This is a genomic window from Tundrisphaera macrotermitis, assembly GCF_051175315.1.
Taxonomy (GTDB): domain Bacteria; phylum Planctomycetota; class Planctomycetia; order Isosphaerales; family Isosphaeraceae; genus Tundrisphaera.
This window is the reverse complement of record NZ_CP195100.1, coordinates 2,367,226-2,389,269: the sequence shown is the minus strand read 5'-3', so window position 1 is coordinate 2,389,269 and position 22,044 is coordinate 2,367,226. Positions and strand designations below refer to the sequence as shown.

At 72.0% G+C, this 22,044-nt stretch carries 18 protein-coding genes; 10 read left to right on the top strand and 8 right to left on the bottom strand.

Going from position 1 to position 22,044, the window contains the following annotated elements; genetic code table 11:
• Positions 1–115 precede the first annotated feature (115 nt).
• Entirely contained in the window at positions 116–610 is a 495-nt protein-coding gene (locus TA3x_RS09695; protein ID WP_435020637.1) for a CAP domain-containing protein, read from the top strand.
• A 172-nt stretch (positions 611–782) separates the two neighbouring features.
• Here TA3x_RS09695 and TA3x_RS09690 read toward each other — a convergent pair whose 3' ends face one another.
• Complete coding sequence (locus tag TA3x_RS09690) at positions 783–1,349, bottom strand: hypothetical protein (protein WP_435020635.1); 567 nt, start codon at positions 1,347–1,349, stop codon at positions 783–785.
• Between the two features lie 268 nt (positions 1,350–1,617).
• On the opposite strand from TA3x_RS09690, the gene TA3x_RS09685 reads away from it, so the two are divergent.
• Positions 1,618–2,733 (top strand): diguanylate cyclase domain-containing protein, encoded by a 1,116-nt coding sequence (locus TA3x_RS09685; RefSeq protein WP_435020633.1) that lies wholly within the window; start codon positions 1,618–1,620, stop codon positions 2,731–2,733.
• A gap of 179 nt (positions 2,734–2,912) precedes the next feature.
• Positions 2,913–3,884 (top strand): sulfotransferase domain-containing protein, encoded by a 972-nt coding sequence (locus TA3x_RS09680; RefSeq protein WP_435020631.1) that lies wholly within the window; start codon positions 2,913–2,915, stop codon positions 3,882–3,884.
• Here TA3x_RS09680 and pyk read toward each other — a convergent pair.
• The 6 genes from pyk to TA3x_RS09650 all read right to left on the bottom strand — a co-directional run bounded on the left by pyk (position 3,868) and on the right by TA3x_RS09650 (position 9,856).
• Positions 3,868–5,337 (bottom strand): pyruvate kinase, encoded by a 1,470-nt coding sequence (gene pyk, locus TA3x_RS09675; RefSeq protein WP_435020629.1) that lies wholly within the window; start codon positions 5,335–5,337, stop codon positions 3,868–3,870. The genes TA3x_RS09680 and pyk overlap by 17 nt on opposite strands.
• 111 nt (positions 5,338–5,448) lie before the next feature.
• Positions 5,449–6,246, bottom strand: coding sequence for a LolA family protein (locus tag TA3x_RS09670; protein WP_435020627.1), 798 nt, complete (start codon positions 6,244–6,246; stop codon positions 5,449–5,451).
• A gap of 17 nt (positions 6,247–6,263) precedes the next feature.
• On the bottom strand, positions 6,264–7,007 hold the full coding sequence (locus tag TA3x_RS09665; RefSeq protein ID WP_435020625.1) for a PEP-CTERM sorting domain-containing protein: 744 nt from the start codon (positions 7,005–7,007) through the stop codon (positions 6,264–6,266).
• A gap of 112 nt (positions 7,008–7,119) precedes the next feature.
• Positions 7,120–7,764: a PEP-CTERM sorting domain-containing protein gene (locus TA3x_RS09660; RefSeq protein ID WP_435020623.1), complete on the bottom strand. Its 645-nt coding sequence runs from the start codon at positions 7,762–7,764 to the stop codon at positions 7,120–7,122.
• Positions 7,765–7,977: 213 nt separating this feature from the next.
• On the bottom strand, positions 7,978–8,619 hold the full coding sequence (locus tag TA3x_RS09655; RefSeq protein WP_435020621.1) for a PEP-CTERM sorting domain-containing protein: 642 nt from the start codon (positions 8,617–8,619) through the stop codon (positions 7,978–7,980).
• A gap of 376 nt (positions 8,620–8,995) precedes the next feature.
• Positions 8,996–9,856, bottom strand: a complete 861-nt coding sequence (locus tag TA3x_RS09650) for a fumarylacetoacetate hydrolase family protein (RefSeq protein ID WP_435020619.1) — start codon at positions 9,854–9,856, stop codon at positions 8,996–8,998.
• Positions 9,857–10,019: 163 nt separating this feature from the next.
• Between TA3x_RS09650 and TA3x_RS09645 the strand changes: the two genes are divergently transcribed.
• The 3 genes from TA3x_RS09645 to TA3x_RS09635 all read left to right on the top strand — a co-directional run bounded on the left by TA3x_RS09645 (position 10,020) and on the right by TA3x_RS09635 (position 15,850).
• Positions 10,020–11,312: a hypothetical protein gene (locus tag TA3x_RS09645; RefSeq protein WP_435020617.1), complete on the top strand. Its 1,293-nt coding sequence runs from the start codon at positions 10,020–10,022 to the stop codon at positions 11,310–11,312.
• A 169-nt stretch (positions 11,313–11,481) separates the two neighbouring features.
• The gene (locus TA3x_RS09640) at positions 11,482–13,572 is read left to right on the top strand and encodes a polymorphic toxin-type HINT domain-containing protein (RefSeq protein ID WP_435020615.1); all 2,091 of its coding nucleotides are present in this window, start codon (positions 11,482–11,484) and stop codon (positions 13,570–13,572) included.
• A 166-nt stretch (positions 13,573–13,738) separates the two neighbouring features.
• Positions 13,739–15,850, top strand: a complete 2,112-nt coding sequence (locus tag TA3x_RS09635; protein WP_435020613.1) for a polymorphic toxin-type HINT domain-containing protein — start codon at positions 13,739–13,741, stop codon at positions 15,848–15,850.
• 39 nt (positions 15,851–15,889) lie between these two features.
• Here TA3x_RS09635 and TA3x_RS09630 read toward each other — a convergent pair whose 3' ends face one another.
• The gene (locus tag TA3x_RS09630; RefSeq protein WP_435020611.1) at positions 15,890–17,374 is read right to left on the bottom strand and encodes a sulfatase family protein; all 1,485 of its coding nucleotides are present in this window, start codon (positions 17,372–17,374) and stop codon (positions 15,890–15,892) included.
• Positions 17,375–17,590: 216 nt separating this feature from the next.
• Between TA3x_RS09630 and TA3x_RS09625 the strand changes: the two genes are divergently transcribed.
• The 4 genes from TA3x_RS09625 to TA3x_RS09610 all read left to right on the top strand — a co-directional run bounded on the left by TA3x_RS09625 (position 17,591) and on the right by TA3x_RS09610 (position 21,835).
• Positions 17,591–18,793, top strand: a complete 1,203-nt coding sequence (locus TA3x_RS09625; protein WP_435020610.1) for a class I SAM-dependent methyltransferase — start codon at positions 17,591–17,593, stop codon at positions 18,791–18,793.
• A 250-nt stretch (positions 18,794–19,043) separates the two neighbouring features.
• Positions 19,044–20,036 carry an aldo/keto reductase gene (locus TA3x_RS09620; protein ID WP_435022329.1) on the top strand — a complete coding sequence of 331 codons (993 nt, stop codon included), beginning with the start codon at positions 19,044–19,046 and terminating at the stop codon, positions 20,034–20,036.
• A 391-nt stretch (positions 20,037–20,427) separates the two neighbouring features.
• Entirely contained in the window at positions 20,428–21,558 is a 1,131-nt protein-coding gene (locus TA3x_RS09615; RefSeq protein ID WP_435020608.1) for a DUF1559 domain-containing protein, read from the top strand.
• Positions 21,559–21,655: 97 nt separating this feature from the next.
• Positions 21,656–21,835 carry a hypothetical protein gene (locus TA3x_RS09610; protein WP_435020606.1) on the top strand — a complete coding sequence of 60 codons (180 nt, stop codon included), beginning with the start codon at positions 21,656–21,658 and terminating at the stop codon, positions 21,833–21,835.
• Positions 21,836–22,044: the final 209 nt, after the last annotated feature.

The following is a 22,044-nucleotide window of genomic DNA, read 5'->3' as shown; positions in this document are numbered from 1 at the left end:
CGCCAAGCTCTTCCTTCCGCCCGATCCTCGTCGATCATCCGAGTTTGGCCCGGCGTCCCTGGACGCGGCCGCATGGAGCGGCTCGCACCCGCGTGACTCTTCCGGAGCGTGACCTTTGTCCTCCCGACCCTTCACCCTTGCGCTTGCCTCCTCGATCCTCCTCCTCGTCGCCCTGACGGCCACGCCCGCCCGATCGGCCGACCTTCCTCCCACCACCGCGGCGGCCCAGCCGACCGCGACCGCCGCCCAGCCCGCGGCCGCCCCCGCCCAGGTCGTCCAGGCCGCCCCGGTCGCCGTCGCCGCGGTCGACCCTTACGGCTTCACCAACTGGCTGAACAACACCCGGGCCCAGTACGGCCTGCCTCCCGTGGGCTTCGACCCCAACCTGTCCAGCTGGGCGAACGTCAACAACGGCCAGCAGCAGGCCCGGGGCATGGGCCATCACGTCATGGGCCCCGCCCGCAGGCAGAACTCCGGCATGGGCGACATGTCGGCGGTGAGCCTGATGTGGATGGCCTCGCCGGCGCACCGCTCGGCCCTGCTCGATCCCTCGATCCGCTGGATCGGGATCGCCGGCCTCGGCGCCTACTGGACCTTCAACGCCTACTGAGCGGAAGGCCCCAAGTCGCGACGCATTCGTCGCGCCCCCGAACAACGACACTCGCCCTGGTGCCAGGGAAGGCGTCCCCGGTGCGCGCCCGGATTGGCCCGACCCACGGTCGGGCCCGCCCGGGCGTTCGGCGTTGGCCCCATCCTCTATAGAGGGGCCGGGCGGTCGGGGATCAGAGGAATAATGCGGTCTTGATCTTGGCCAGGATGGCCTGTTCCAGCTTGGGGTCGCGTCCCCGGGGGATCCACGCCAGCGGCGCCTGGATCGGCCCGACCACCTCGCGGGTCCGATTCAGGGGGAACTGGTTGTTGAAGACGGCGCGGCCGGCCGACTGGCGGTCGGGCTGGGCCAGGTCTTCCAGCTCCTTGCGGACCTCGACCCGCACGGCGTATCCGCCGGTGGGCACCTCCTGGACGGTGATGAAGGCGATCCGGCGGATGGTCTGGAGGCTGCTCTCCAGCCGCTCGTTGAACCCGACCGAATCCCCTTCCCAGGGCTCCAGCAGGGTCGATCCCGACTTGGGCTGGGTGATGATCTTGCCCTGGAGCCGGTTCTCGCTGGCGATGTCGAAGTACTCGTCGACCGACGTGATCGCGGCCTTCCAGACGGTCTCGAAGTCGGCCGACGGGATCACCATCGGGTTTTCGGCGACCGCATGCAGGCCGGGCGCGGAGGCGCAGCCCGACATTTCGCACGCGACCAGGGCCGCGATTCCGGCCAAGATTAGCCTGACACGCATGGAACTTGCCTCGCCTCCGGGCGCGACCGCCCGGGGCCGGGCGGCATCGCGGTCGATCGGGTTCGGGCCGGGTCGCGAGGGGCAAGTTCGGGGGTGGGAGGGTTCGGGCGCGGGCCATCGGCGCGGGGGCATCATGCCCGCTCCCCTCAAAATCGGCAAGGCCGGCCGCGCCGATTTTGCGGGCATGACCTACGGTGGTTCTGGGGAGGCCCCCCGGCGCGGCGCCGGGGGCCGCGCCCGCCCATCGCCGAGACACCGGACCCGAACCATGCCCGAACTCATGGCCCCGATCGCGGCCGAACCGCCGGCCACCCGGACGACCAGCCCGCTCCCGTGCGGATCGGCCCGGCCCGTCGGGGCGCGGCGGCCCTGGGCGGGCCGCCTGTCGCGATGGCTCCGATCCGCGGCCGGGGCCCTCGGCCCGGACGCCCGGCCCGAGCAGCGGGCCATCGACGAGCTGGCCGACGTGCTCGCCCGCGCCCGGGACCTCGGCGAGGTGCGCATGGCCCTGGTCGGGCTGGCCGGCCGGGTGAGCGGGGCCGCCCGGGCGGAGTTGTTCCGGCCGCAGGCCGGCCGGTCTGCCAGCCCGCTCGCCTCCTGGCCCCGCCGCGACGGCGCCGGGGGGTCGGGGCCATCCTCCTGGGCCGAGCACCCCGGCGAGCCGGGCCCGGCCGCCCCGAAGGCCCGGCGCGAGCCGGCCGGGCCCGCCCCCCTCCGGATCGACCTCCGATCGGCGGGCGAGGTCCTGGCCCGCCTGCACCTGACCGCCCCCGGCGATCGCACCTGGCCGCCCCGGGTGGTCCGGACCCTGGAGACCCTCTGTTCGATGGCCGCCAGCGCCGAGAGGGGGCTGGGGGCGTGCCGCCAGGCCGCCGCGGCCGAGGACGAGGAGGGGCTGATCCGCGGCGAGCCGACCCTGGATGCGCTCCTGCGGTTCACCCTGGCGCAGTCCCGGAGGCGGCACGAGCCGGTCTCGCTCCTGGCCATCTCCGTGGATCGGTACGCGGCCATCCGCACGCTGCTGGGGGAGGGCCACGCCGCCGAGGCCGTCTCCCGGGTGGCGCGGGCGGTCCTGGAGGTGCTGCGGTCCAGCGACGTGGTCGCCGTGCTCGACGGCGGCCGGCTGATGGCCGTCCTGCCGACCGCCTCGGCCGACGACGCCGCGAGGCTGGCCGAGGCGGTCCGGTCGGCGATCTCCCGCCGGGGGGCGGCCACCGAGACGATGCCCCGGCTCACCGCGACGATCGGCGTGGCCGGGTATCCCGACCACGCCGAGGATGCGGCGTCCCTCCGCGCCGCGGCCTCGTCCGCCCTGACCCGGGCCATCTCCCAGGGGCATGACCGGATCGTGTCGCTCTCGCCGATGATGGCCGGCGCATTCTGAGGGGATGGCAGGTCGGCTTGACGGGAATCGGGGCTCCCCTTAGCCTGGGCCGCGCGTCGGCCGGGGTCCGGTGCGCCACCGGCGGCCATCCCGGCCGATGGAAGGATGGGCAGGCGGCCCATCGCCCCCGCCCCGCGATCCGGGGCGCGGGCCGGTCCAGGGACGGGGGGTTTCGCGCGATGGACGTCTTGTGCGTCGGGATGTATCGGGCCTGTTCGACCTGGCAATACGAGGTCATCGCCCACCTCCTGGAGCGGCACCGGGACGGCCGGAGGCTCGGCTACCTGACCGGCGACCAGTACGCGGCGCTCGGCCCGGCGGAGCCCGGGGCGTGGCGGGTCCTGAAGTCGCACGAGGAGCACGGCAGCTTCGCCCGGGCCCTGGCCCAGGGTCGGGCGGTCGCCGTGTATGCCCACCGCGACATCCGCGACGTGGTCTATTCCCTGATGCACAAGCGTCAGGCGAGCTTCGACGACATCCTGCGCGCGGGGATGATCCACCAGATCCTGGCCAACGACCGCTTCTGGTCGGGACGGCCGGGATCGATCACCCAGCGTTATGACCGCCTGATCGCCGAGCCGGCCGCCGGCGTGGCCGAGCTGGCCGCGCACCTCGGCCTGGACCTGGCGCCCGGGGAGGCGGATCGGGTCGCGGCCGAGTACTCGTTCCAGGCCAACCGCAAGCGGGCCGAGGACCTGGGCCGCAAGCTCCAGGATGGCGGCATCGACCTCGCCGACCCGGCGATCGCCCAGGCCCACGACCACCGGACCCTCCTGCACTGGAACCACCTGCGCGAGGGCCGCGTGGGCGACTGGCGGGGCCGGGCCACGCCGAGGGAGCGGGCCGTCCTGGACCGGATCTGCGGCCGATGGCTGATGGCCCACGGCTACGAGCCCGACGACACGGCCGGTCTGGCGGGCGTCGGGCCGGCCGGGGCGATCGCCCGCGGGGCGCTCGCATGCCGGCTCCGGACCCTGTCGCTCCGCTACCCCCGGACGGCCCGGGTGGCCAAGCGGATCCTGGGGATCGCCCCCGACGCGCCCCTGGCGCCGAAGGCCCCGATCCCGGACGGGGCCCGCCGCGACGACGCCGAGGGCCCGGCCGTCCCCCCGCCCCACGCCGGGGCCGGCGCGGTCAGCCGACCTCGCTGACCAGCAGGGCGTTGTGGGTGTCGTTGCCGGGGAAGGCCCCCTGCACCAGCACCACCGGGTCGCCGGACGCGGCGATCTTGTGCTCCCGGGCCCAGGCGACTGCCGTCTCCAGCGCCTGGGCGGCGTCGGCGATCTCCGGGGCGAACAGGGGGGTCACGCCCCAGTAGAGGGCCATGGCCCGGGCGCATTCGGCGTCGTCGGCCAGGGCCAGGATCCGGGTCCTCTGGCGGTGCTTGGACGCCGCCAACGCCGTCCGCCCGGAGTGGGTGGCCACGATCATCAGGGGGGCATCCAGGCGCCGGGCGGCCAGCGAGGCCGCATCGACGATCGCCTCGGTGATCGGGGTGATCCAGCCCCGGTTGCTCCAGCCGGCCTCGGCGTCGGGCGGCGACGGGGCGACGCGTCCGGCCAGGAACGCCTCGGCCTCGGCGACGATCCGGCTCATGGTCGAGACGGCCTCCACCGGGTACTGGCCGGCGGCGGTCTCGCCGGAGAGCATCACCGCGTCGGTGCCGTCGAGCACGGCGTTGAATACGTCGCTGGCCTCGGCGCGGGTCGGGCGGTTGGACGCCTCCATGCTGTTGAGCATCTGGGTGGCCGTGATCACCGGCACCCGGGCGCGGTGGCACGCGGCGATGATCCGTTTCTGGATGGCCGGCACCCGGGCCACGTCCATCTCGACGCCCAAATCGCCCCGGGCCACCATCACCGCGTCCGACGCCGCGACGATCGCGTCGAGGTCGGCGACCGCCTCGGGCTTCTCGATCTTGGAGACGATCCGGGCGGTCATGCCCCGCGCCGCCAGTTCCCGGCGGAGGATCGCCACGTCGTCGGCCCGGCGCACGAACGACAGGCCGATGTATTCGACCCCGTTTTTGGCCGACCAGTCGAGGTCCGCGAGGTCCTTATCGGTGAGCGCCTTGACGCTGGTCGTGGCCCCCGGGAGGTTGATCCCCTGGCGGGTCTTGATCCGGCCGGCGAGCGTGACCACCATCCGGGCCGGCTTCGACGCACTCCCGCCCTCGACCACCTCCATCGCCACGGCGCCGTCGGCGAACAGGACGGGGTCGCCGGCCCGGAGGTCGCCGGGCAGTTCGCGATGGGTGCTGGTCAGCTCGCGCGGGTCGTCGCCGGTGCGCTCGGGGGCCAGGGTGAAGCGGTCGCCGAGCTCGCAGTCGATCCCGTCGCCGGGGATCGTGCCGAGCCGGATCTTGGGCCCGCCGAGGTCCTGGAGCACCGCCAGCGGCCGGCCGATCTCCTCGCCCAGCGCGCGGATCGACCGGAGCACGGCCGAATGCTCGTCGTGCGTCCCGTGCGAGAAGTTCAGGCGGAAGACGTCGGCCCCCGCCATCACCAGGGCGCGGAGCGTCTCCGGGTCGCGCGACGCCGGGCCGACGGTCGCCACGATCTTGGTCCGGACCTGGCCCGGGGCTTCCACATGCTGCTGCGTCACGAGGCCAACTCCTTCGCGGATCCCCCTGTCCGGGGGCCTGGCGGGTGGTTTTGGCCTCGAATTGTATCGGATCGCCCCCGGGCCGGGATACCGGGGGTCGATCGCGGTCGGTTAGCGGAAGAAGACCGTCCGATAGAGGACGAACGCCCGCGACATCCCGGCGAGCCACCTCGCGTAGTCGATCGGCTCGGTGCGGACCGTCTCCCAGCCCGGCTCATCGGCAACGCTCAGCAGATCGTCGGGGATGGGCCGATCGGCGTGGATCTCCGCGACTTTGTACTGGGTCTGCGACTTGCCGTCTCGATCGAACAGATAATAGAGCCGGGGAAGATAGGTCGCCCGATCGAGCAGGATGAAGGCCCGGGAGAACGTGGCCTTCGCGGGCTCGGGCGGGGTCACCTTGAGGCACCACACCTCGGCCAACTCGTTGACCAACTCGACCCGGTATCGGGAGGTCAGGCCGTCCCGATCCCATCCCCAGGCGAACGGCAGGGTGAGGAGGTCCGGGAGCCGGCCCCTGTCTCGCTCGGCCTTCGGATAGACGAAGCGTTGCTTGGTGTCGAACCTGAATTGATGCAGGTCGGTGCCCGTCCACACCAGGCGCGACCTCTGGGCTTCCCGGCCCTGATCATCGTGCTCGGCCACGTCGAGCCGTGCCCGGCCGTCGCGGAGCAGGACGGCCCGGCCCGAGATCGGGGTGGAGCCCCAGGCTGCGGAGCGCTCTTCCCCGGTATAGCGGACATCCACGCTGGTCAACGCGGCGGATCGCCGGGCCCACTCGTCGAGGATCGGGCCGAGCCGGGCCTGATCGATCCGGGGGCGGGCCGGCTCGTCGGCGGGGGCGAGGGTCGCCCCGCAGGCCAGGCCGATGACGATCATCCACGGGCGGGCGAATCGCGATCCGATCATCGGCGGGGCTCCTGCGCTCAGGCCGCGGCCGATCCCTTCGACCGCCGGCGGGCGACCACCAGGCCGCCGAGGGCGGCGACGAAGACGAGGGCCGAGGCGGGCTCGGGGGTGGGCGTGGGCATGACCTGGGTGGCGACCACGCCCTTGGGGTAGGCGGTGGCGGCCGTGGCCCAGTCGGCCGGCAGCTTCAGCTCGCCGAACCGGATCGGGAAGGTGAACTTGGTGACGTGGTCGGCGGTGCCCGGGTCGAGGCTGCCCAGGCGGACCGAGTCGACGGTGGCCTTCAGGTTGGTCGAGCCGTCGCCGTTGACGATGCCGTTGAGGTGGCCGCGGAGGATCACGCTGTTGGCGGTCACGGTCTTGAGCTTCAGGTCGCGGCCGAACCGGGAGAAGATCGAGCCGAGGACCGGCACCGTCGAGGTCTTGTCCCGCTCGGGGACCTGGATCTGGACGCGGAACGGGGTGCCGTCGAAGGTGGTGGTCAGTCCGGGGATCGTCGAGTCGACGGAGAACTGGCCGAGCTGGATCGACTGGCCCGAGTTGGGGTAGAAGCTCTGCCCCTGGACGCCGTCGAACTTGAGCTGGGCGGGGCCGGACACGGTCCGCGGCGCCGAGGCGGCGTAGACCTTGCCCGAGGTGTTGTAGTGGAACGACCGGGTGCCCGAGGCGTTGAGCTTGGCGGCGTGGGCGGCGGTCGGGAGGGCCGCGAGCCCCAGGGCGAGGACGAGGGCCCGGGCCGCCGAGATGTCGAATCCGCGCATGGTCACTTCCTTGTGACAGGGGGACGGGGCGTGGTGCGCCCCGCGCGCGGCCGGCGAGAGTCTGGGCGACCCGGGCCGCGCGTCGTGCGCGGCCCGATGGGATCGCTTCGGGTCAGGCGGCCGGGCGAAGGCGTCGCTTGAGGCCCCAGGCGGCCAGGCCCACCGCCACGATGGCGATCGAGGCCGGCTCGGGGGCGGGGACGGGCAGCCCGGCGCCGGGGCCGACCTGGCCATAGAAGCCGGTGCGGCTGCCCTGGTAGTTGGCCGGGGCCAGGATGGCCTGGGGGGCGATGATCCGCAGGTCGGTCAGGGCGATCGGGGCGACGCTCTCGGGGCCCTGGGCCCCCCAGCCGGTGACCGAGGTCACGCTGGCGATCATGTCCGACGCGCCGGAGCCGTCGAGGGTGCCGTTGAGCACGCCGTCGATGCGGTAGGTGTAGCCGGTGCCGAAGCCGGTCAGGAAGATCGTGAAGCCGGTGTTCTCGTAGGTCAGCGTGGCCGACGGGGGCAGGGCGGCGACCGTGAACGCGCCGAGATTGAAGTAGCCCGGGGTGGTCATCGTGCCGCTGACGACGCCGTCGAAGCCGATGGGGCCGACGCTGCCGGCGTAGTCGGAGGTGGAGGCGGGGGCGCCCACCGATCCGATGGTCGTGTAGGAGTAGGACTTGACCGCCGCGGCGCGGGCCTCGGAGGTCGCGAGCAGGGCGAGGGTGGCGATCAGGGTCGAGGTTGCGAGTCGGGTCGTCGTGCGCCACATGGCGGGGGAATCTCCGGTGAACATTCGAGAGGCGTACCAATCCGTTGGTGTGACTTCGGGGCCGCGATCCGGGGGGTGGCCGGCGTCGTCGGCTGGCGTTGGCGGGGTCGCCCGACGGCCCCGCCGCCGGGGGCGTCGCCCCCCGGTCGAGGGGCGATGCGTCCGTCGGCGGTCGTGGGGGCCGCGTCGATGTCAATCGAGGGCGGGCGACGCTCAGCCGGCGTTGCGGGCCGTGCGGAGCCGCTGGCGGAGGCCCAGGCCGACCAGGGCGGTGGCCAGGATCACGACGGTGGCCGGCTCGGGAGTCGGAACCACTTCCTTGGAGCTGACGCGGGCCTCGACCGTGGTGCGGCCGCCGGCCGTCGGGGCGACCAGCGAGACCGGGTTGCGGAGCAGGCTGATGGTGCTCACGAACTTCTCGGTCGAGAAGATCGGGTTGCTGATCGGGTCGAACGTCGCCTCGATGTTCGACTGGCTGCTGTTGACGAAGCCGTTCAGCGTCCCGGTCAGGAGCACCGGCTTGGCGGAGGCCGGGTAGTCGTCGCCGGCGATCGTCAGCGGGTTGTAGATGATCGAGAACCGGGCGTTGTCGTAGATCGTCTCCGAGTTGTCGTTCTTGGCCAGCGTGGGGATGACGAACTCGCCCAGGCTGATGTTCGAGGTCGCCGTGTAGGCGCCCGAGACCACGGGGTTGAAGGTGATCAGGTTCTCCCCGGTGATGCCGTCGCCGAGGAGGCCGCCCGAGGTGCTGTAGGTGTGCAGGGCGGCCGCCTTGGCGTCCGAACCGACCAAGGCGACGCACGCCAGGGCGAAGGCCGACGCCCGAAGAACGATCTTGCCGAAGCTCATACGCATCGATTCCATCTCCTGAAACAGGATCGCGCCCTGACCGCCCCGAGGCCGACTTGGAGGACAAAAATCATCCGTGACGCCGGCGGAACCGTCCTCGATCCCGGGGGATCCGGGAGGCGGCCACTCGGCGGCTTGCGTCGGTCTCAAAGGGGTCGTGTCATCACGAGGAATGACGCGGCGGCGATCCTGCCCAATTCGACTCGGGATTCCTTTCCTCGCCCCGGGAACCACCCCTGGGCGTGCCGAACTTCCATCCGTGCCCGCCGGCCTGGGCCGGAGAGACGGAAGCGAACCGGCGGGACAATAATCCAGATCGCCGGCCGAGTAAAGCTCAAGTCTTCGAAATTCCCGGCCGACAGGCGGCAGCCTTCCCCGCCCCTCACGGGCCGACGACCGGGTTGCGGAGCGTCCCCAACCCGTCGATCTCCACCTCCACCGCGTCGCCCGGCCTCAGCCATACCGGGGGCTTGCGCGCCATGCCCACCCCGGGCGGGGTGCCGGTGAAGATCAGGTCGCCCGGCTCCAGGGTGAACAGCCGCGACAGGTGGGCCACCACCGCGTCGACCCGGAAGATCAATTGCGAGGTCTTCGAGTCCTGCATCGTCTCCCCGTTCAGGCGGAGCCGGATGCCGAGGGCGTGGGGATCCGGCACCTCGTCGGCCGTCACCAGCCACGGGCCGACCGGCGCGAAGGTGTCGAACGTCTTGCCGGCCATCCACTGCCGCCCCGGCTTGCGGAGCTGCCAGTCCCTGGCGCTCACGTCGTGCCCGGCCGCATAACCCCCGACGTGGTCGTAGGCCCGCGCCTCGGGGATGTCCTTGCCCCCCCGCCCGATCACCACGACGAGTTCGGCCTCGTAGTCGACCACGTCGCTGCATCGGGGCAGGACGATCGACGCCCCGTGGCCGATCAGGGCGGTCGCGTACTTGCTGAACAGGATCGGCTCCGCCGGGGGCTCGGCCCCGACCTCGGCTGCGTGGTCGCGGTAGTTCATCCCCAGGCAGACGATCTTGGCCGGGTCGGGCACCGGCGCCAGGTGCTCGACCGTCGCCGGGTCGTAGGTCGTCGTCCCGGATGCGACGGCGGCCCCCGCCCGCCGCAGCCCCTCCGCCCCCTCGGCCAGCAGCCCCCGGACGGTCGCGGGCAGCCCGGGGTCGGCGTCGCACAGGTCCACGTACCTCCCGCCCCGCACGCCGCACGCCCGAGGCCCCCGATCGGTCCGCACGGTCACCAGTCGCATCGATGATCTCCCCCGTCATGAAATCCGCGGCCATCCCGCCCCAACCTACCCCCGCGGGCCCCTCCCGGCCAGTGGCCCCGTCCCTATGACATCCGTCTTTGACAGCCAACCGACGAGGCGATAGACTCCGAAATCGACAATCGTCCGAGAAGGAGGCCGCGGGATGGAAATGACGAGGCGTCGGCGGTTTTCACGCCTGCCGGCCTGGGCGACTCGCCACCCCTGGCTCGCGCTGCTCGGGGGCGTGTCGACGGCCCTGATCCTGGGGGCGTGGGCGTGGTGGGCGACGCAGCTCTGGGGGCTGCCCGACATCGGCGACCCGTTCGATGTGGCGGCGTTCGAGGCGGCCCACATCCGGGTCCGCGTGGAGGATGACCGCAACGCCTTCGTGGAGTACCGCGAGGCCCACGCGTTGCTCAAGGGCCCCTTGCGGACCTTCCAGACTCAGAGGCCCTGGCCCGGGTCGGAGAAAGACCCCCGGACGTGGGCGGAGGCCGGGCCGGAATGGCGCACCCTGCTCGCCGCTTCCCAGACGGCCCTGGCGGCCTACCGGGCCGGGAGCGAGAAGCCCGACGCCCTCTACACTCATCCCGAGGGGCTGGGACTCAACACCCTCCTGCCGGTGACGTTCTCGTTGCGCATGCTGGGTCGGTTGGCGGTGCTGGAGGGCAAGCGGCTCGAGGCCGAGGGGGACATGGCCGGGGCCTGGGGATGGTATCGCGCCGCCCTCCGGTCGAGCCGGCACACCGGCCGGCACGGCTTCCAGATCGAGCGGACCGTCGGCGCCGCGATCCACAAGCAAGCCGCCGATGCGATCGGCGACTGGTCGGGCGATCCCCGGGTCGATGCCCCCCTGCTCCGCCGGGCCCGCGCCGAGGTGATCGCCATCGACGCCCTGACGGCCCCGCGATCCGACGCGATCAAGATGGAGTATCTGATCTTCCTCCACGACCTGGACGACCCGGGCAACTTGATCGACTATTTCTTCATCCCCCCGCGCCAGCCCGATGACCCGGCCGATTGGGTCCAGGATCTGAGCATCCCCGCCGGCCCCAAGACGGCCCTGCACCGGGGCCGGTTCGTCATCAACGCCGAGCGCGAGCGGGCCATCCGGATCAGCCGGCTCCTGGTCGCGAACTGGCTGGCCGAGGAGGACAAGCCGGCCGCCCGTCGCGCCCGGCTCGCCAGCATGAAGCCCCCGATCTACGAGGCCGGACCGGGCACGCCCCCCGAGGCGCGGAGGCTGGCGCCCGCCAAGCTGGCCGCCTGGTACGAATCCTCGTTCCTGACGCGGCGATTCTACGGGGTCTCGTATCAAACCGTCCGGTTCATCGATCGCGAACGGGCCGCGCAGGAAACGCTGGTGCGCACCCTGGACCGGCAGATCGAGCGTCGCGACAAGGCCCCCGAGGCCCCGCCGCCTCCCTCGGCCCCGGATCCGCCGATCCCCGGATGATGGATAATTCGAGCATGATCCGATTTCTTCGTTAGTTTTCCCCGGGCCCGGCAGACTCTACAATGGTCATCGCGGGCGAGTGCAAATCCGGATCGCTCGCGTGGGGCCCGTCCCCGGGAAGGGCGAGGCCCGCCGCCCGCACGCTCACCCGCTCCCGGAGGCCTCGCCCATGCTCCCCCCCCTGCTCGTCGGTCTCGCGCTGCTGTCCGCCGGGGCGGCCCCGGATGCACCGCCGCCCGCCGATCTCGCCGCCTACGAGGCGAAGCGGGCCGAGGTCGGCCGCGACCCGGACGCCCAGGTCAGGCTCGCCCTGTGGTGCGAGGCGCATGGCCTCCAGGCCCAGCGGTTCCGCCACCTCGCCCTGGCCGTCCTGGCCGACCCCTCCCACGCCACCGCGCGCGGGCTGATGGGCCTGGTCGCCTACCGCGGCAAGTGGCAGAGCCCGAAGGCGGTGGGCGAGGCCATCGATGAGGACGCGAAACTCCGGAACGCCCTGGCCAAGTACAACGCCCGCCGCGAAGGCGTGGCCGAAACCGCCGACGCCCAGTGGCAGCTGGCCCTGTGGTGCGAGGAGAACGGGCTGGACGCCGAGGCCAGGGCCCACCTGACCACCGTGGTCCGGCTCGACCCGACCCGCGACGCGGCCTGGAAGCGGCTGGGGTGCCGGAAGTACAACGGCCAATGGATGACCGAGGCCCGGATCGCCGCCGCGAAGGCGGAGGCCGAGGCCCGCAAGCAGGGCGACAAGCGCTGGAAGCCGCTCCTGGCGAAGTGGAGGGGCTGGCTCAACGACCCGGCGCGGCGCGAGGAGGCGGAGCGGGCACTGGCCGGCGTCACCGACCCCCACGCCGTCCCGTCGGCCTGGTCGGCCTTCGTCGCCTCGAATCCCAACGAGCGGAGCCTCTCGCGGGCCGTGCAGCTGTTCGGCCAGATCGACGCCCCCCGGGCCTCGATGGCCCTGGCCATGCTGGCCGTCTTCGCCGACTCGGCGGACGTGCGGCGCTCGGCGACCGAGACGCTCCGGAACCGCGACACCCGCGAGTACCTGGGCGCGGTGATCGCCCTGCTCCGGAAGAAGGTCAAGTACGAGGTCCGGCCGGTGGGCGGCCCCGGCTCGCCCGGGGTCCTGTTCGTCGAGGGGAAGGAATTCAACGTCCAGCGGATGTACGCCCCGCCGGCCATGCCCCACATCCCCATCTTCCCCGGCGAGCCGATCGGCTACGACGCCTTCGGCCTGCCGGTGGTGTCGCGCTTCCTGGGCACGTCGGTCGCCACGCGAGAGGAAATCCTCGATGTGCAGGCGGTGGCCGCCGCGCCTCCCGGGGTGAAGACCGAATGGGAGGGCCCCCGGGACAATCCGGGCCGGTTCGGTCTGCCCAGGCGCCGACAGCTGGAGAAGATCACCACCCGGACCACGTCCACCCCCACAGAGCACCGGGTCGAGATCCCGGTCGGCCAGATCATGGCCCAGTATCAGCAGTCGGCCCTGGTCGCGCAACAGCAACAGCTCGATGACATCCGGGCCATCGACGCCGATAACGCGGAGGTCGCCCTCCGCAACGACCGGGTCACGCAGGTCCTGCGGGGGGTCACCGGCGCGGACCTGGGGGACTCCCCCGAGGCCTGGGGCAAGTGGTGGGCCGACGACCTGGGCTATGCCTTCCAGGCGAGTCAGTCGCAACCCGTCCCCACCATCATGGAGAACGTCCCCCTGGCCTACCTCCCGCAAGGGGTCGCCCCGACGGTGGTGAACCAGTCCGGCCAGGCGACGACGACGGTCGAGACGGCCTTCCGGTTCCGGCACAGCTGCTTCGCCGCCGGCACGCCGGTCCGCACCCTGGCCGGGCCCCGGCCGATCGAGGCGATCCGGGTCGGCGACCGGGTGCTGACCCAGGACGCCCGGACCGGGGCCCTGGGCTATCAGCCGGTCCTGGCCGTGTTCCACAACCGCCCGGCGCCGACGCTGCGGATCGACCTGGGCGGCGAGGCCATCGTCTCCACCGCCATCCACCGCTTCTGGAAGGCGGGCCAGGGCTGGGTCATGGCCCGCGAATTGAAGGTCGGCGATACGCTCCGCACCGTCGGGGGCACGGCGCAGGTCCGTTCGGTGGAGGACGACCGGGTCCAGCCGGTGTTCAACCTCCAGGTCGCCGAGGGGGGCAGCTTCTTCGTCGGCGAGGCGGGCACCCTGGCCCACGACAACAGCCTGGTCGAGCCCGTCTCCGACCCGTTCGACGCCCCGGCCCGCCGCGCGGAGTGACGCACGCCGGGCCGATCCCGGGCGATGTCCCGAATCTTCGTCAGGTCGTGCCCGAATCGGCAGACTCCTATGAGATAGGGATCGCCCCGGGGCATCGCGGGCGGGCGCACGCGACGGACATCGGCCCCGAGAATCGACCAACGCCCTTCGCCCGGAGGTCTCTCCCATGCTCGCCCCGCTGGTCGTCGGATTGTCGCTGCTGGCCTCCGGCCAGGCCCCGGACGCCGCCCCCGCCGCCCCCCTGGCCGAGTACGAGGCGAAGCGGGCCGAGGCCGCCCGCGACCCGGACGCCCAGGTCAGGCTGGCCCTGTGGTGCGAGGCGCATGGCCTCCAGGCCCAGCGGTTCCGCCACCTGGCACTGGCCGTCCTGGCCGACCCGTCGCACGCCACCGCGCGCGGGCTGATGGGCCTGGTCGCCTACCGCGGCAAGTGGCAGAGCCCCGAGGCGGTCGCCGACAAGCTCAAGGCCGACGCCGACCGGGCCCGCCTGCTGGCCGAGTACGACGACCGCCGGTCCAGGGCCCCTTACACCGGCGAAGGCCAGTGGCGGATGGCCCAGTGGTGCGAGGAGAACGGCCTGGCCGACCAGGCCCGCGCCCACCTGACCGCCGTCACCCGGCTCGACCCGTCGCGCGACGCGGCCTGGAAGCGCCTGGGCTATGCCCGTCACGACGGCCGCTGGATGACCGACGCCCAGGTCGCCGCCGCCCGGGCCGAGGCCGAGGCCCGCAAGCAGGCCGATCGCCGCTGGGAGCCCCTGCTCAAGAAGTGGAAGGGGATGCTGGCCAACCCGGCCCGCCGCGCCGAGGCCGAGGCCGCCATGGTCGAGGTGACCGACCCCCTCGCCGTCCCGACCATCGCCCGGGTCTTCGGCACCCGGAAGCCGGCCGACCAGGCGGTCGCCGTGCGGTTGCTGGCCCAGATCGACGCCCCGGCCGCCTCGCGGGTCCTGGCCGGCCTGGCGGTCATGTCGCCCGACGCCGAGGTCCGCCGCGCCGCCGTGGAGGTGCTCCGCCGCCGCGACCCGCGCGAGTTCGTCCGTCTCTGGATCGGCCTGATCCGCGACCCGATCAAGTACGAGGTCAAGCCGGTGGGCGGCCCCGGCTCGCCGGGCGAGCTGTTCATCGAGGGGAAGAAGGCCAACGTCCGCCGGGTGTACGCCCCGCCGGCCATGCCGCAGGTCGCCGCCGTGCCGGGATCGTTCGTGGAATCTGGGCCCGATGGCCTGCCGATCCTGTTCGTGCCACTCCCGGACCGGATCACCAACTACAGTGAAGAAGAATCCCGCCGGATGAGCCGGCAATCCGACGAGAACCACGCGACGGATTCCGCGAAGCTCAAGGAGTTGGTCGCCGACTCCAGGACCCGCGATGCGCTCCAGAAGGTCCTGGATGCCCAGAAATCGGCGGCCATCAAATGGGACGACGACCCGAGCTTCAGGGGGGGGCGAATCCAGGTCACGACCAGTCAACGGGCTGCCATCCCCATCGGACAGATGATGCTTGAGGTTCAGAGGACGGCCGAGGTGGCCCAGCGGCAGTTGGCCGAGGACGTGGCCATGATCGATCGCACCAACGAGGAGACCCGCCGGGCGAACGACCCGGTCCTCCTGGCCATGCGGAGCGTCACCGGGCAGGATTTCGGCGAGAATCAGGCCGCCTGGTCGGCCTGGTGGACCGACCAGGAAGGATACGCGGTCCTGGCCTCGGCCACCCAATCCCCGAGCACTTTCACGGAAGATGTCCCCCTGGGATATGTCCCCCAGGTTGCCCCGACGACAATCGTCGACGGGCCGGTCGTCAGCGTCCAGCGGCTCCGCCACTCCTGCTTCGGCGCCGGGACGATGGTCCGCACCGATGCCGGGTCGCGGGCGATCGAGACCCTGAACGCCGGCGATCGGGTGCTGGTGCAGGACGCCGCGACCGGCGCCCTGGGCTACCAGCCGATCGTCGCCGTGTTCCACAACCCGCCCAACGCGACGCTGCGGATCACGCTCGATCAGGACGACGTGGTCGTCACCGGCATCCACCGCTTCTGGAAGGCGGGCCAGGGCTGGGTCATGGCCCGCGAATTGAAGGTGGGGGACCGGGTGCGCACCGTCGGCGGGGTCGCCTCCGTGACGGCCGTGGCCGACGACCGGGTCCAGCCGGTGTTCAACCTCGAAGTCGCCGAGGGGCGGAGCTTCTTCATCGGGGCGGCCGGGGCGCTGGTCCACGACAACAGCCTGGTCGAGCCGGTCGCCGCCCCGTTCGACGCCCCGGCGCGCCGGGCGGAGTGAGCCGGCCCGCCGCTCCGCCGCCATCCGGGCCGGCCCCGCTCAATCGACCGGGGCCAGGCCGGGATGCTTCGCGGCCCAGTCCAGGTACTCCTGGATCGTGGTGAAGGTCTCGTAGCGATACAGGCGGCCCTTGTCGTCGACCGGGACCGAGGTGTTGAACGTCCATGCGTCCCCGGTCTTCCGCATCCAGTCGGCGAGCTTCACCTCCATCTCGTGGAGGAGGTGGGCGGAGCCGGGGACGTGGGCCATGTTGCTCCGCTCGTAGGGGTCGGCCTTGATGTTGTAGAGGACCCAGGGGCCGTCCTCGGACCGCGCGTACATGAAGTGCTCGGTCCGGACCCCGCGCCAGGGGTGCGGGACATGATCGCTCGCGTAGGGGACGAAGAGCTGGAAGAAGACCGAGTCCGGGGACGCGGCCCCCTCGCGGCCGAGGACCACCCCCGACAGGTCGGCCCCCTGCATGTCGCCGGGGGCGGCGATGCCGCACAGGGCCAGCAGGGTCGGGGCCATGTCGACGTGCGACAGGAACGCGTCGGTCACGCGGCCCGGCTTGATCCCGGCGGGATAGCGGACGATGCCGGGGACGCGGATCGACTCCTCCCAGGGCTTGCGCTTGAGCCGCTCCCCCTGCGAGCCGAGCATGTCGCCGTGGTCGGAGGTGAGCATGACGATCGTATCCCGGCCCCGCCCCGAGTCGTCAAGCGCCTTGATGAGCCGGCCGACCTGGTCATCGACGGCGGAGATGGCCGCGTAGTAGTGGGCGATCTGGGGCCGGCCGCCCCCGTCGACGCCCGGCTCCCAGTTCGGCCTCATCGTCAGCTTGTCGGGATCGTAGAGCTTGCGGAACGCCTCCGGGGCGCCGTAGGGGTCGTGCGGCGGCCCCATCGAGACGACCAGGAAGAACGGCTCGTCCCCGCCTTGATGGAGGAATTCGATGGCGCGGTCGACCCAGACCTCGGGCTCATAGCGGTTGTCGACGATCGGCTCGGGGGTGTCGCGGAAGTAGGTCGGGCGGAAGTGGCGATGGTCGCACTCGTTGGCGGCCCAGTAGGCGAAGCCCTGGCGGCGGGGCCCGGGGGGGATGAACCCCGGCTGGCGTTTGCCGCCGTCGAGGTGCCACTTGCCGATGAACCCGGTGCGGTAGCCCTGCCGGGACAGGATCTCGGCGAGGGTCGTCTCCTCGTCGCGGAGCCGGAGGTCGTTGGCCATCATCCCGTTCTTGTGGGGATATTTGCCGGTCAGCAGGATGGCCCGCGCCGGGCAGCAGACCGGGGTGTTGGCGAACGTGTGGCGGAACAGGAGCCCCTCGGACGCCAGGCGATCGGCGTGGGGGGTGCGGACGTCGGGGTTGCCCATCACGCCGAGGTCCTGCCCGCGCCACTGGTCGGGCAGGATGACCAGGATCGACGGCCTCCGCTCCGCGGCCGGGGCGGGCCGCCCGGCGACGAGGCCGGCGACGATCGGGGCCGCGAGCCACGCGAGCAAGAGGGGCGGCGATTTCCTCGCCATTCGGGGGGCGATCATGGGGACGGGCTCCTGGGTTGGGGCGGGCGTGGGACGGGCCGGCCTCGGCGATGCCCGGGCGGGCGAGGGCCATCGTGCCAGGACCGGGGCCGGGCCGCCACCCGGGCGGGGCCGACCCGGAGGTCGCATCGAATTCCGCCTTGACGGGGGGGGGCCGTTCACCTAGAGTCCGCGCCAGAGGGAACTGTACGTGTCTCATGGATGGGGGCATAGTCGATGCTGGAAGAGCTTTTGGATCGGGCGAAATCCGATCCCGGGTTCGCCGAGATCCAGGCGAAGTTCGCCGCGGCCAAGGTGGAGAACTGGCTGACCGAGTCGGAGAAGGTCCTCCACTTCGCGGTCGGGGCCTTCGCGCCGTCGGGCGGCACGATCGTCGAGATCGGGTCGTTCCAGGGCGGCTCGGCCTGCTTCCTGGGCGCGGGGCTGAAGCGGCGTGGCGCCGGCAAGCTCTACTGCGTCGACCCCCACCTCGGCGCGCCCCCCTGGCTGGGCATGTCCCCGGCCCAGGGGACCCTGGAGCACTTCCGCCGGAACACCGCGTTCTGCGGCGTGGCCGACTACGTCCAGCCGATGATCGGCGACTCGGTGGCCGTGGCCTCGGTCTGGCCGGCCGAGCCGATCGACTGCGTCTTCATCGACGGCGACCACTCGTTCCTGGGCGCGCTGAAGGACTTCGAGTGCTGGGGCCCGAAGCTCAGGCCGGGCGGGCTCGTCATGATCGACGACGCCGACGACACCCACCTGCCCGAACTCCTCGACATGATCGAGTTCACCAAGCAGCTCAAGTCGGTCACCTACGTCGACACGATCCAGGGGATCGCCGTCTTCGTGAAGAACGACGTGACCGGCCTGGAGATGCTCCAGGAGCTGGGCCAGGCCCTGCTGGGCCGCAACGTCCACCGCCCCTGGGACTGGTCGTGGCTCCACGTCACGAGCCTGCCCGCCAGCTACCTGAAGTCCAAGACCTGGAAGAACTCCCGGCTGGACGAGGGCTACCAGCTCAGCTACCTGGCCCGCTGCGGGGCCGGGGCCTACGGCTACACCGACTCCTGCCCGCCGGACGATCGCGCCATGCTGGCCGCCGTGGCCAACGACCGCCAGGACGGCGCCGTGATCCAGCTGGACGCCGACGCCGACGAGGCGACCTCGCATCCCGGCCAGCAGGCCCGGTTCCGCACCATCTTCTGCTCGCCCGAGGAAGCGAAGCGGTACGCCCCCCGGCTCCTGCCCGGCGGCCTGCTCCTGGCCCGCCCCAAGGACTATGCGGGCGACGTCGCCGCGATGGGCGTCCGGAGCGTCCTGATCGACGCCGGCCTGGACGGCTGCGGGTTCAACGCGGAGATCCACTGGGGCATCTGGCAGCCCCACCACCTCGCCCCCGACGCCATCGCCCACTACGCGGCCGCCGCGTCCGCCTGATCCGGCCACGGATCGAGCCCCGGACCGAACACCCGGCCCGCGCCCCGTGCGCGGGCCGGTTCGCGCGCGGGCCGGGCATCATCATCGCGGCGGCCGGCCGGGAGAGCCTGCCCCCCTGCGCCGGGTCGGCGGGCAGGCCGTGGAGCCCGTTGAGGGAGGCATCGCCCAGGTTGGTCTGGCGTCGGCTCGATCCCCTTCCCCTCGCGGGTATCATGCAGGGAAATGCCTCGATCTCCCGGGAGCAACGATGATGGACACGGTGAAGCTCGGTTCCGAAGGCGCGGTCGTTTCCCGGATGGGCCTCGGCTGCATGGGGATGAGCGAGTTCTACGGCGACCGCAATGACGAGGAGTCGGCCGCCACGCTGCTCCGGGCGCTCGACCTGGGGATCACGTTCCTGGACACCGCCGACGTCTACGGGATCGGCGACAACGAGGAGCTGGTGGGCGCGACGATCCGGCCCCGGCGCGACGAGGTGTTCCTGGCCACCAAGTTCGGCAACGTCCGGACCAAGGCCGACCCCAACGCCTGGTCGCTCAGCGGCCGGCCCGAGTACGTGAAGTCCGCGTGCGACGCCTCGCTCCGGAGGCTCGGGCTCGACCACATCGACCTCTACTACCAGCACCGCGTCGACCCCGAGACCCCGATCGAGGAGACCGTCGGCGCGATGGCCGACCTGGTCCGCGCCGGCAAGGTCCGCTACCTCGGCCTGTCGGAAGCCTCCCCCGCGACGATCCGCCGCGCCCACGCCGTCCACCCGATCACGGCGTTGCAGACCGAGTATTCCCTGTGGGAGCGGCACGTCGAGGCCGAGATCCTGCCGACCTGCCGCGAGCTGGGCATCGGCTTCGTCCCCTACAGCCCGCTGGGCCGGGGCTTCCTGACCGGGACGATCGCCGGCAAGGGGGACCTCCCCGCCAACGACACCCGCGCCGCCCGCTATCCCCGGTTCACCGACGAGGCCCTGGCCCAGAACCAGGCCATCGTCGGGCGGATCCGCGCCCTGGCCGCCGCCAAGGGGGCCACGCCCGGCCAGCTCGCCCTGGCCTGGGTGCTGTCCAAGGGGCAGGACGTGGCCCCGATCCCCGGCACCAAGCGACGCAAGTACCTCGAAGAGAACGCCGCCGCCCTGGATCTCACGCTCACCCCGGGCGAGGTCGCCGACCTGGAGGCCGCCGTCCCCGTCGATGAGGTCGCCGGGGACCGCTACGCCGCCGTCAGCATGAAGGCCATCGACCGCTGATCCGGCCCGATCGGCAAGGTTTGACGGGCAGCCATGCCCCGAAATCGGGCGATCGCGAGTCGTAGGGCCGATCGAAACCGCCGCCTTCCGAAGGCTGCAAGCCAACACCCAATCGAACCTTACGGCACGCATTGGCTGCCGGGCACGATTCTTGCTGACTTGTTGCACGCACCCTTGCGCATGACCCTGCCGCCGTGGCCAGCGGCGGGGCCCGGCGCAGGGGTGCCGCACACGCCGCGATCCGATCGCCGCCCGACGATCCGAGCGACGAGATCGGGTCGTTCTCGATCTGCCCGGGCCCGGGTTGATCCGGGCCGCTCGACCTCGCACCTCCCCCTCCCGGGCGAAGCCGCCCCCCACCGGAAACTCGCCGATGACAGGGACCGATCGCATGCAAAATCGCCCGCACCGCCGTGGTTTTACCCTGATCGAACTGCTGGTCGTGATCGCCATCATCGCGGTGCTGATCGCCCTGCTGCTGCCGGCCGTGCAGGCCGCCCGCGAGGCCGCCCGCCGGTCCCAGTGCATCAACAACCTGAAGCAGCTCGGCCTCGCGTGCATGAACTACGAGAGCGCGAATGCCTGCTACCCGGCCCACTCGATGAAGGTCCCCGGCACGCCGACCATCTCGATCTCCGGGGTCCCGTACAGCTGGGCCCCCGCCCTGCTCCAGTACACCGAGCAGACCCCCATGTACAACGCGATCAACTTCAACCTGGAGCCGATGCACACCGGCATCGGCGGCTACGCCAACAGCACGGTGTCGACCGCCAAGCTGGGCCTGATGACCTGCCCATCCGACAGCAGCGTGACAGGGTCGCGGATCTGGCTGAACGGCATCTACTACGGGACGGCCAACTACATGGCCAACATGGGCGGGCCGGGCGTCCTCCAGCTCGCCTCCGGGACGATTATCCCCGCCCGGGATGCGCCGGACACCGCCGCCCACTACCCGGGCGGCAACTTCTCGACGGTCACGATCGGCTCGATCATCGACGGGACCTCGAACACCGCTCTGATCAGCGAACGCCTCACCGGTCGGGCCAACGGCACCCTGGCCGCTTCCAACGTCGACATCACCCGCGGCCACATCCTGGCCAAGATCGCCGTCTTCTACAACGCGGCGACCGGGGTGTCCCTGAACAACAACGCGGCCGGCGCGGCGCAGTTCGTCCAGTCGTGCGCCAGCATGCCGAACACGGCCCTGGGCCGCTACTGGTGCACCAGCCAGATGTGGATCGCGACCTATCCGGAATGGTTGACCATCTCGGGCTACAACCACTTCGGCACGCCCAACCAGATGAACTGCCACAACCCCAGCGACCCCGGCACCAACGGCTCCACGAAGTATTACGTCGGGCTGGCCGGCAGCGCCCCGCCCAGCAGCAACCACCCCGGCGGGGTCAACGTCGCCTTCGCCGACGGCTCGGTCAAGTTCATCAAGGACACCGTCAGCATGCAGACCTGGTGGGCCCTGGGCACCCGGGCCGGCGGCGAGGTGGTCAGCGCCGACTCGTACTGATCGGACCCCATCCAGGCCCGGCCGCGACCCCGCCCCATCGGCGGGCGCGCGGGCCTTCCGACTCCGCATCGACTCGACCGATTCCGAGGATCCGTCCATGACGTGGAAGCCGACCCTGTTCGTCCTGATCGCCGCCGCCTCGCTGGCCCTCCTGCCGACCGGCTGCGGGCCTTCCGCCCCGGACCACGATCCGAGCCGCCCCCCCGCCGGCCAGGACCCCGAGATCGATTACCTGCCGGGCAACGGCGCCGCTCCGAAGGCCGCCAAGAAGCCCTGATCCGACCGGGCCGAGGCCGGACGACCAGCCTCCCATCATCGACGCGTCGGGCAAGGATCGGCCGCATCGCGGCCCCCCACCGACGCGTCGTCGCGCGCCCCGGTCCCCGCCCCCGCGCGGATCGCCGCGACCGGCGATCGGGGAAAGGACGAGGGGCGACGGGGCGAGCGGTGGCCGGGCCGGGCCCGGCGGCGTCATGCTCGCATTCG

Excerpts from the sequence above, each read along its gene's own strand:
- TA3x_RS09690 (WP_435020635.1), bottom strand. The coding sequence starts at position 1,349 with ATGCGTGTCAGGCTAATCTTGGCCGGAATCGCGGCCCTGGTCGCGTGC.
- TA3x_RS09685 (WP_435020633.1), top strand. The coding sequence starts at position 1,618 with ATGCCCGAACTCATGGCCCCGATCGCGGCCGAACCGCCGGCCACCCGG.
- TA3x_RS09680 (WP_435020631.1), top strand. The coding sequence starts at position 2,913 with ATGGACGTCTTGTGCGTCGGGATGTATCGGGCCTGTTCGACCTGGCAA.
- TA3x_RS09670 (WP_435020627.1), bottom strand. The coding sequence starts at position 6,246 with ATGATCGGATCGCGATTCGCCCGCCCGTGGATGATCGTCATCGGCCTG.
- TA3x_RS09665 (WP_435020625.1), bottom strand. The coding sequence starts at position 7,007 with ATGCGCGGATTCGACATCTCGGCGGCCCGGGCCCTCGTCCTCGCCCTG.
- TA3x_RS09660 (WP_435020623.1), bottom strand. The coding sequence starts at position 7,764 with ATGTGGCGCACGACGACCCGACTCGCAACCTCGACCCTGATCGCCACC.
- TA3x_RS09655 (WP_435020621.1), bottom strand. The coding sequence starts at position 8,619 with ATGCGTATGAGCTTCGGCAAGATCGTTCTTCGGGCGTCGGCCTTCGCC.
- TA3x_RS09650 (WP_435020619.1), bottom strand. The coding sequence starts at position 9,856 with ATGCGACTGGTGACCGTGCGGACCGATCGGGGGCCTCGGGCGTGCGGC.
- TA3x_RS09645 (WP_435020617.1), top strand. The coding sequence starts at position 10,020 with ATGGAAATGACGAGGCGTCGGCGGTTTTCACGCCTGCCGGCCTGGGCG.
- TA3x_RS09640 (WP_435020615.1), top strand. The coding sequence starts at position 11,482 with ATGCTCCCCCCCCTGCTCGTCGGTCTCGCGCTGCTGTCCGCCGGGGCG.
- TA3x_RS09635 (WP_435020613.1), top strand. The coding sequence starts at position 13,739 with ATGCTCGCCCCGCTGGTCGTCGGATTGTCGCTGCTGGCCTCCGGCCAG.
- TA3x_RS09630 (WP_435020611.1), bottom strand. The coding sequence starts at position 17,374 with ATGATCGCCCCCCGAATGGCGAGGAAATCGCCGCCCCTCTTGCTCGCG.
- TA3x_RS09625 (WP_435020610.1), top strand. The coding sequence starts at position 17,591 with ATGCTGGAAGAGCTTTTGGATCGGGCGAAATCCGATCCCGGGTTCGCC.
- TA3x_RS09620 (WP_435022329.1), top strand. The coding sequence starts at position 19,044 with ATGGACACGGTGAAGCTCGGTTCCGAAGGCGCGGTCGTTTCCCGGATG.
- TA3x_RS09615 (WP_435020608.1), top strand. The coding sequence starts at position 20,428 with ATGCAAAATCGCCCGCACCGCCGTGGTTTTACCCTGATCGAACTGCTG.
- TA3x_RS09610 (WP_435020606.1), top strand. The coding sequence starts at position 21,656 with ATGACGTGGAAGCCGACCCTGTTCGTCCTGATCGCCGCCGCCTCGCTG.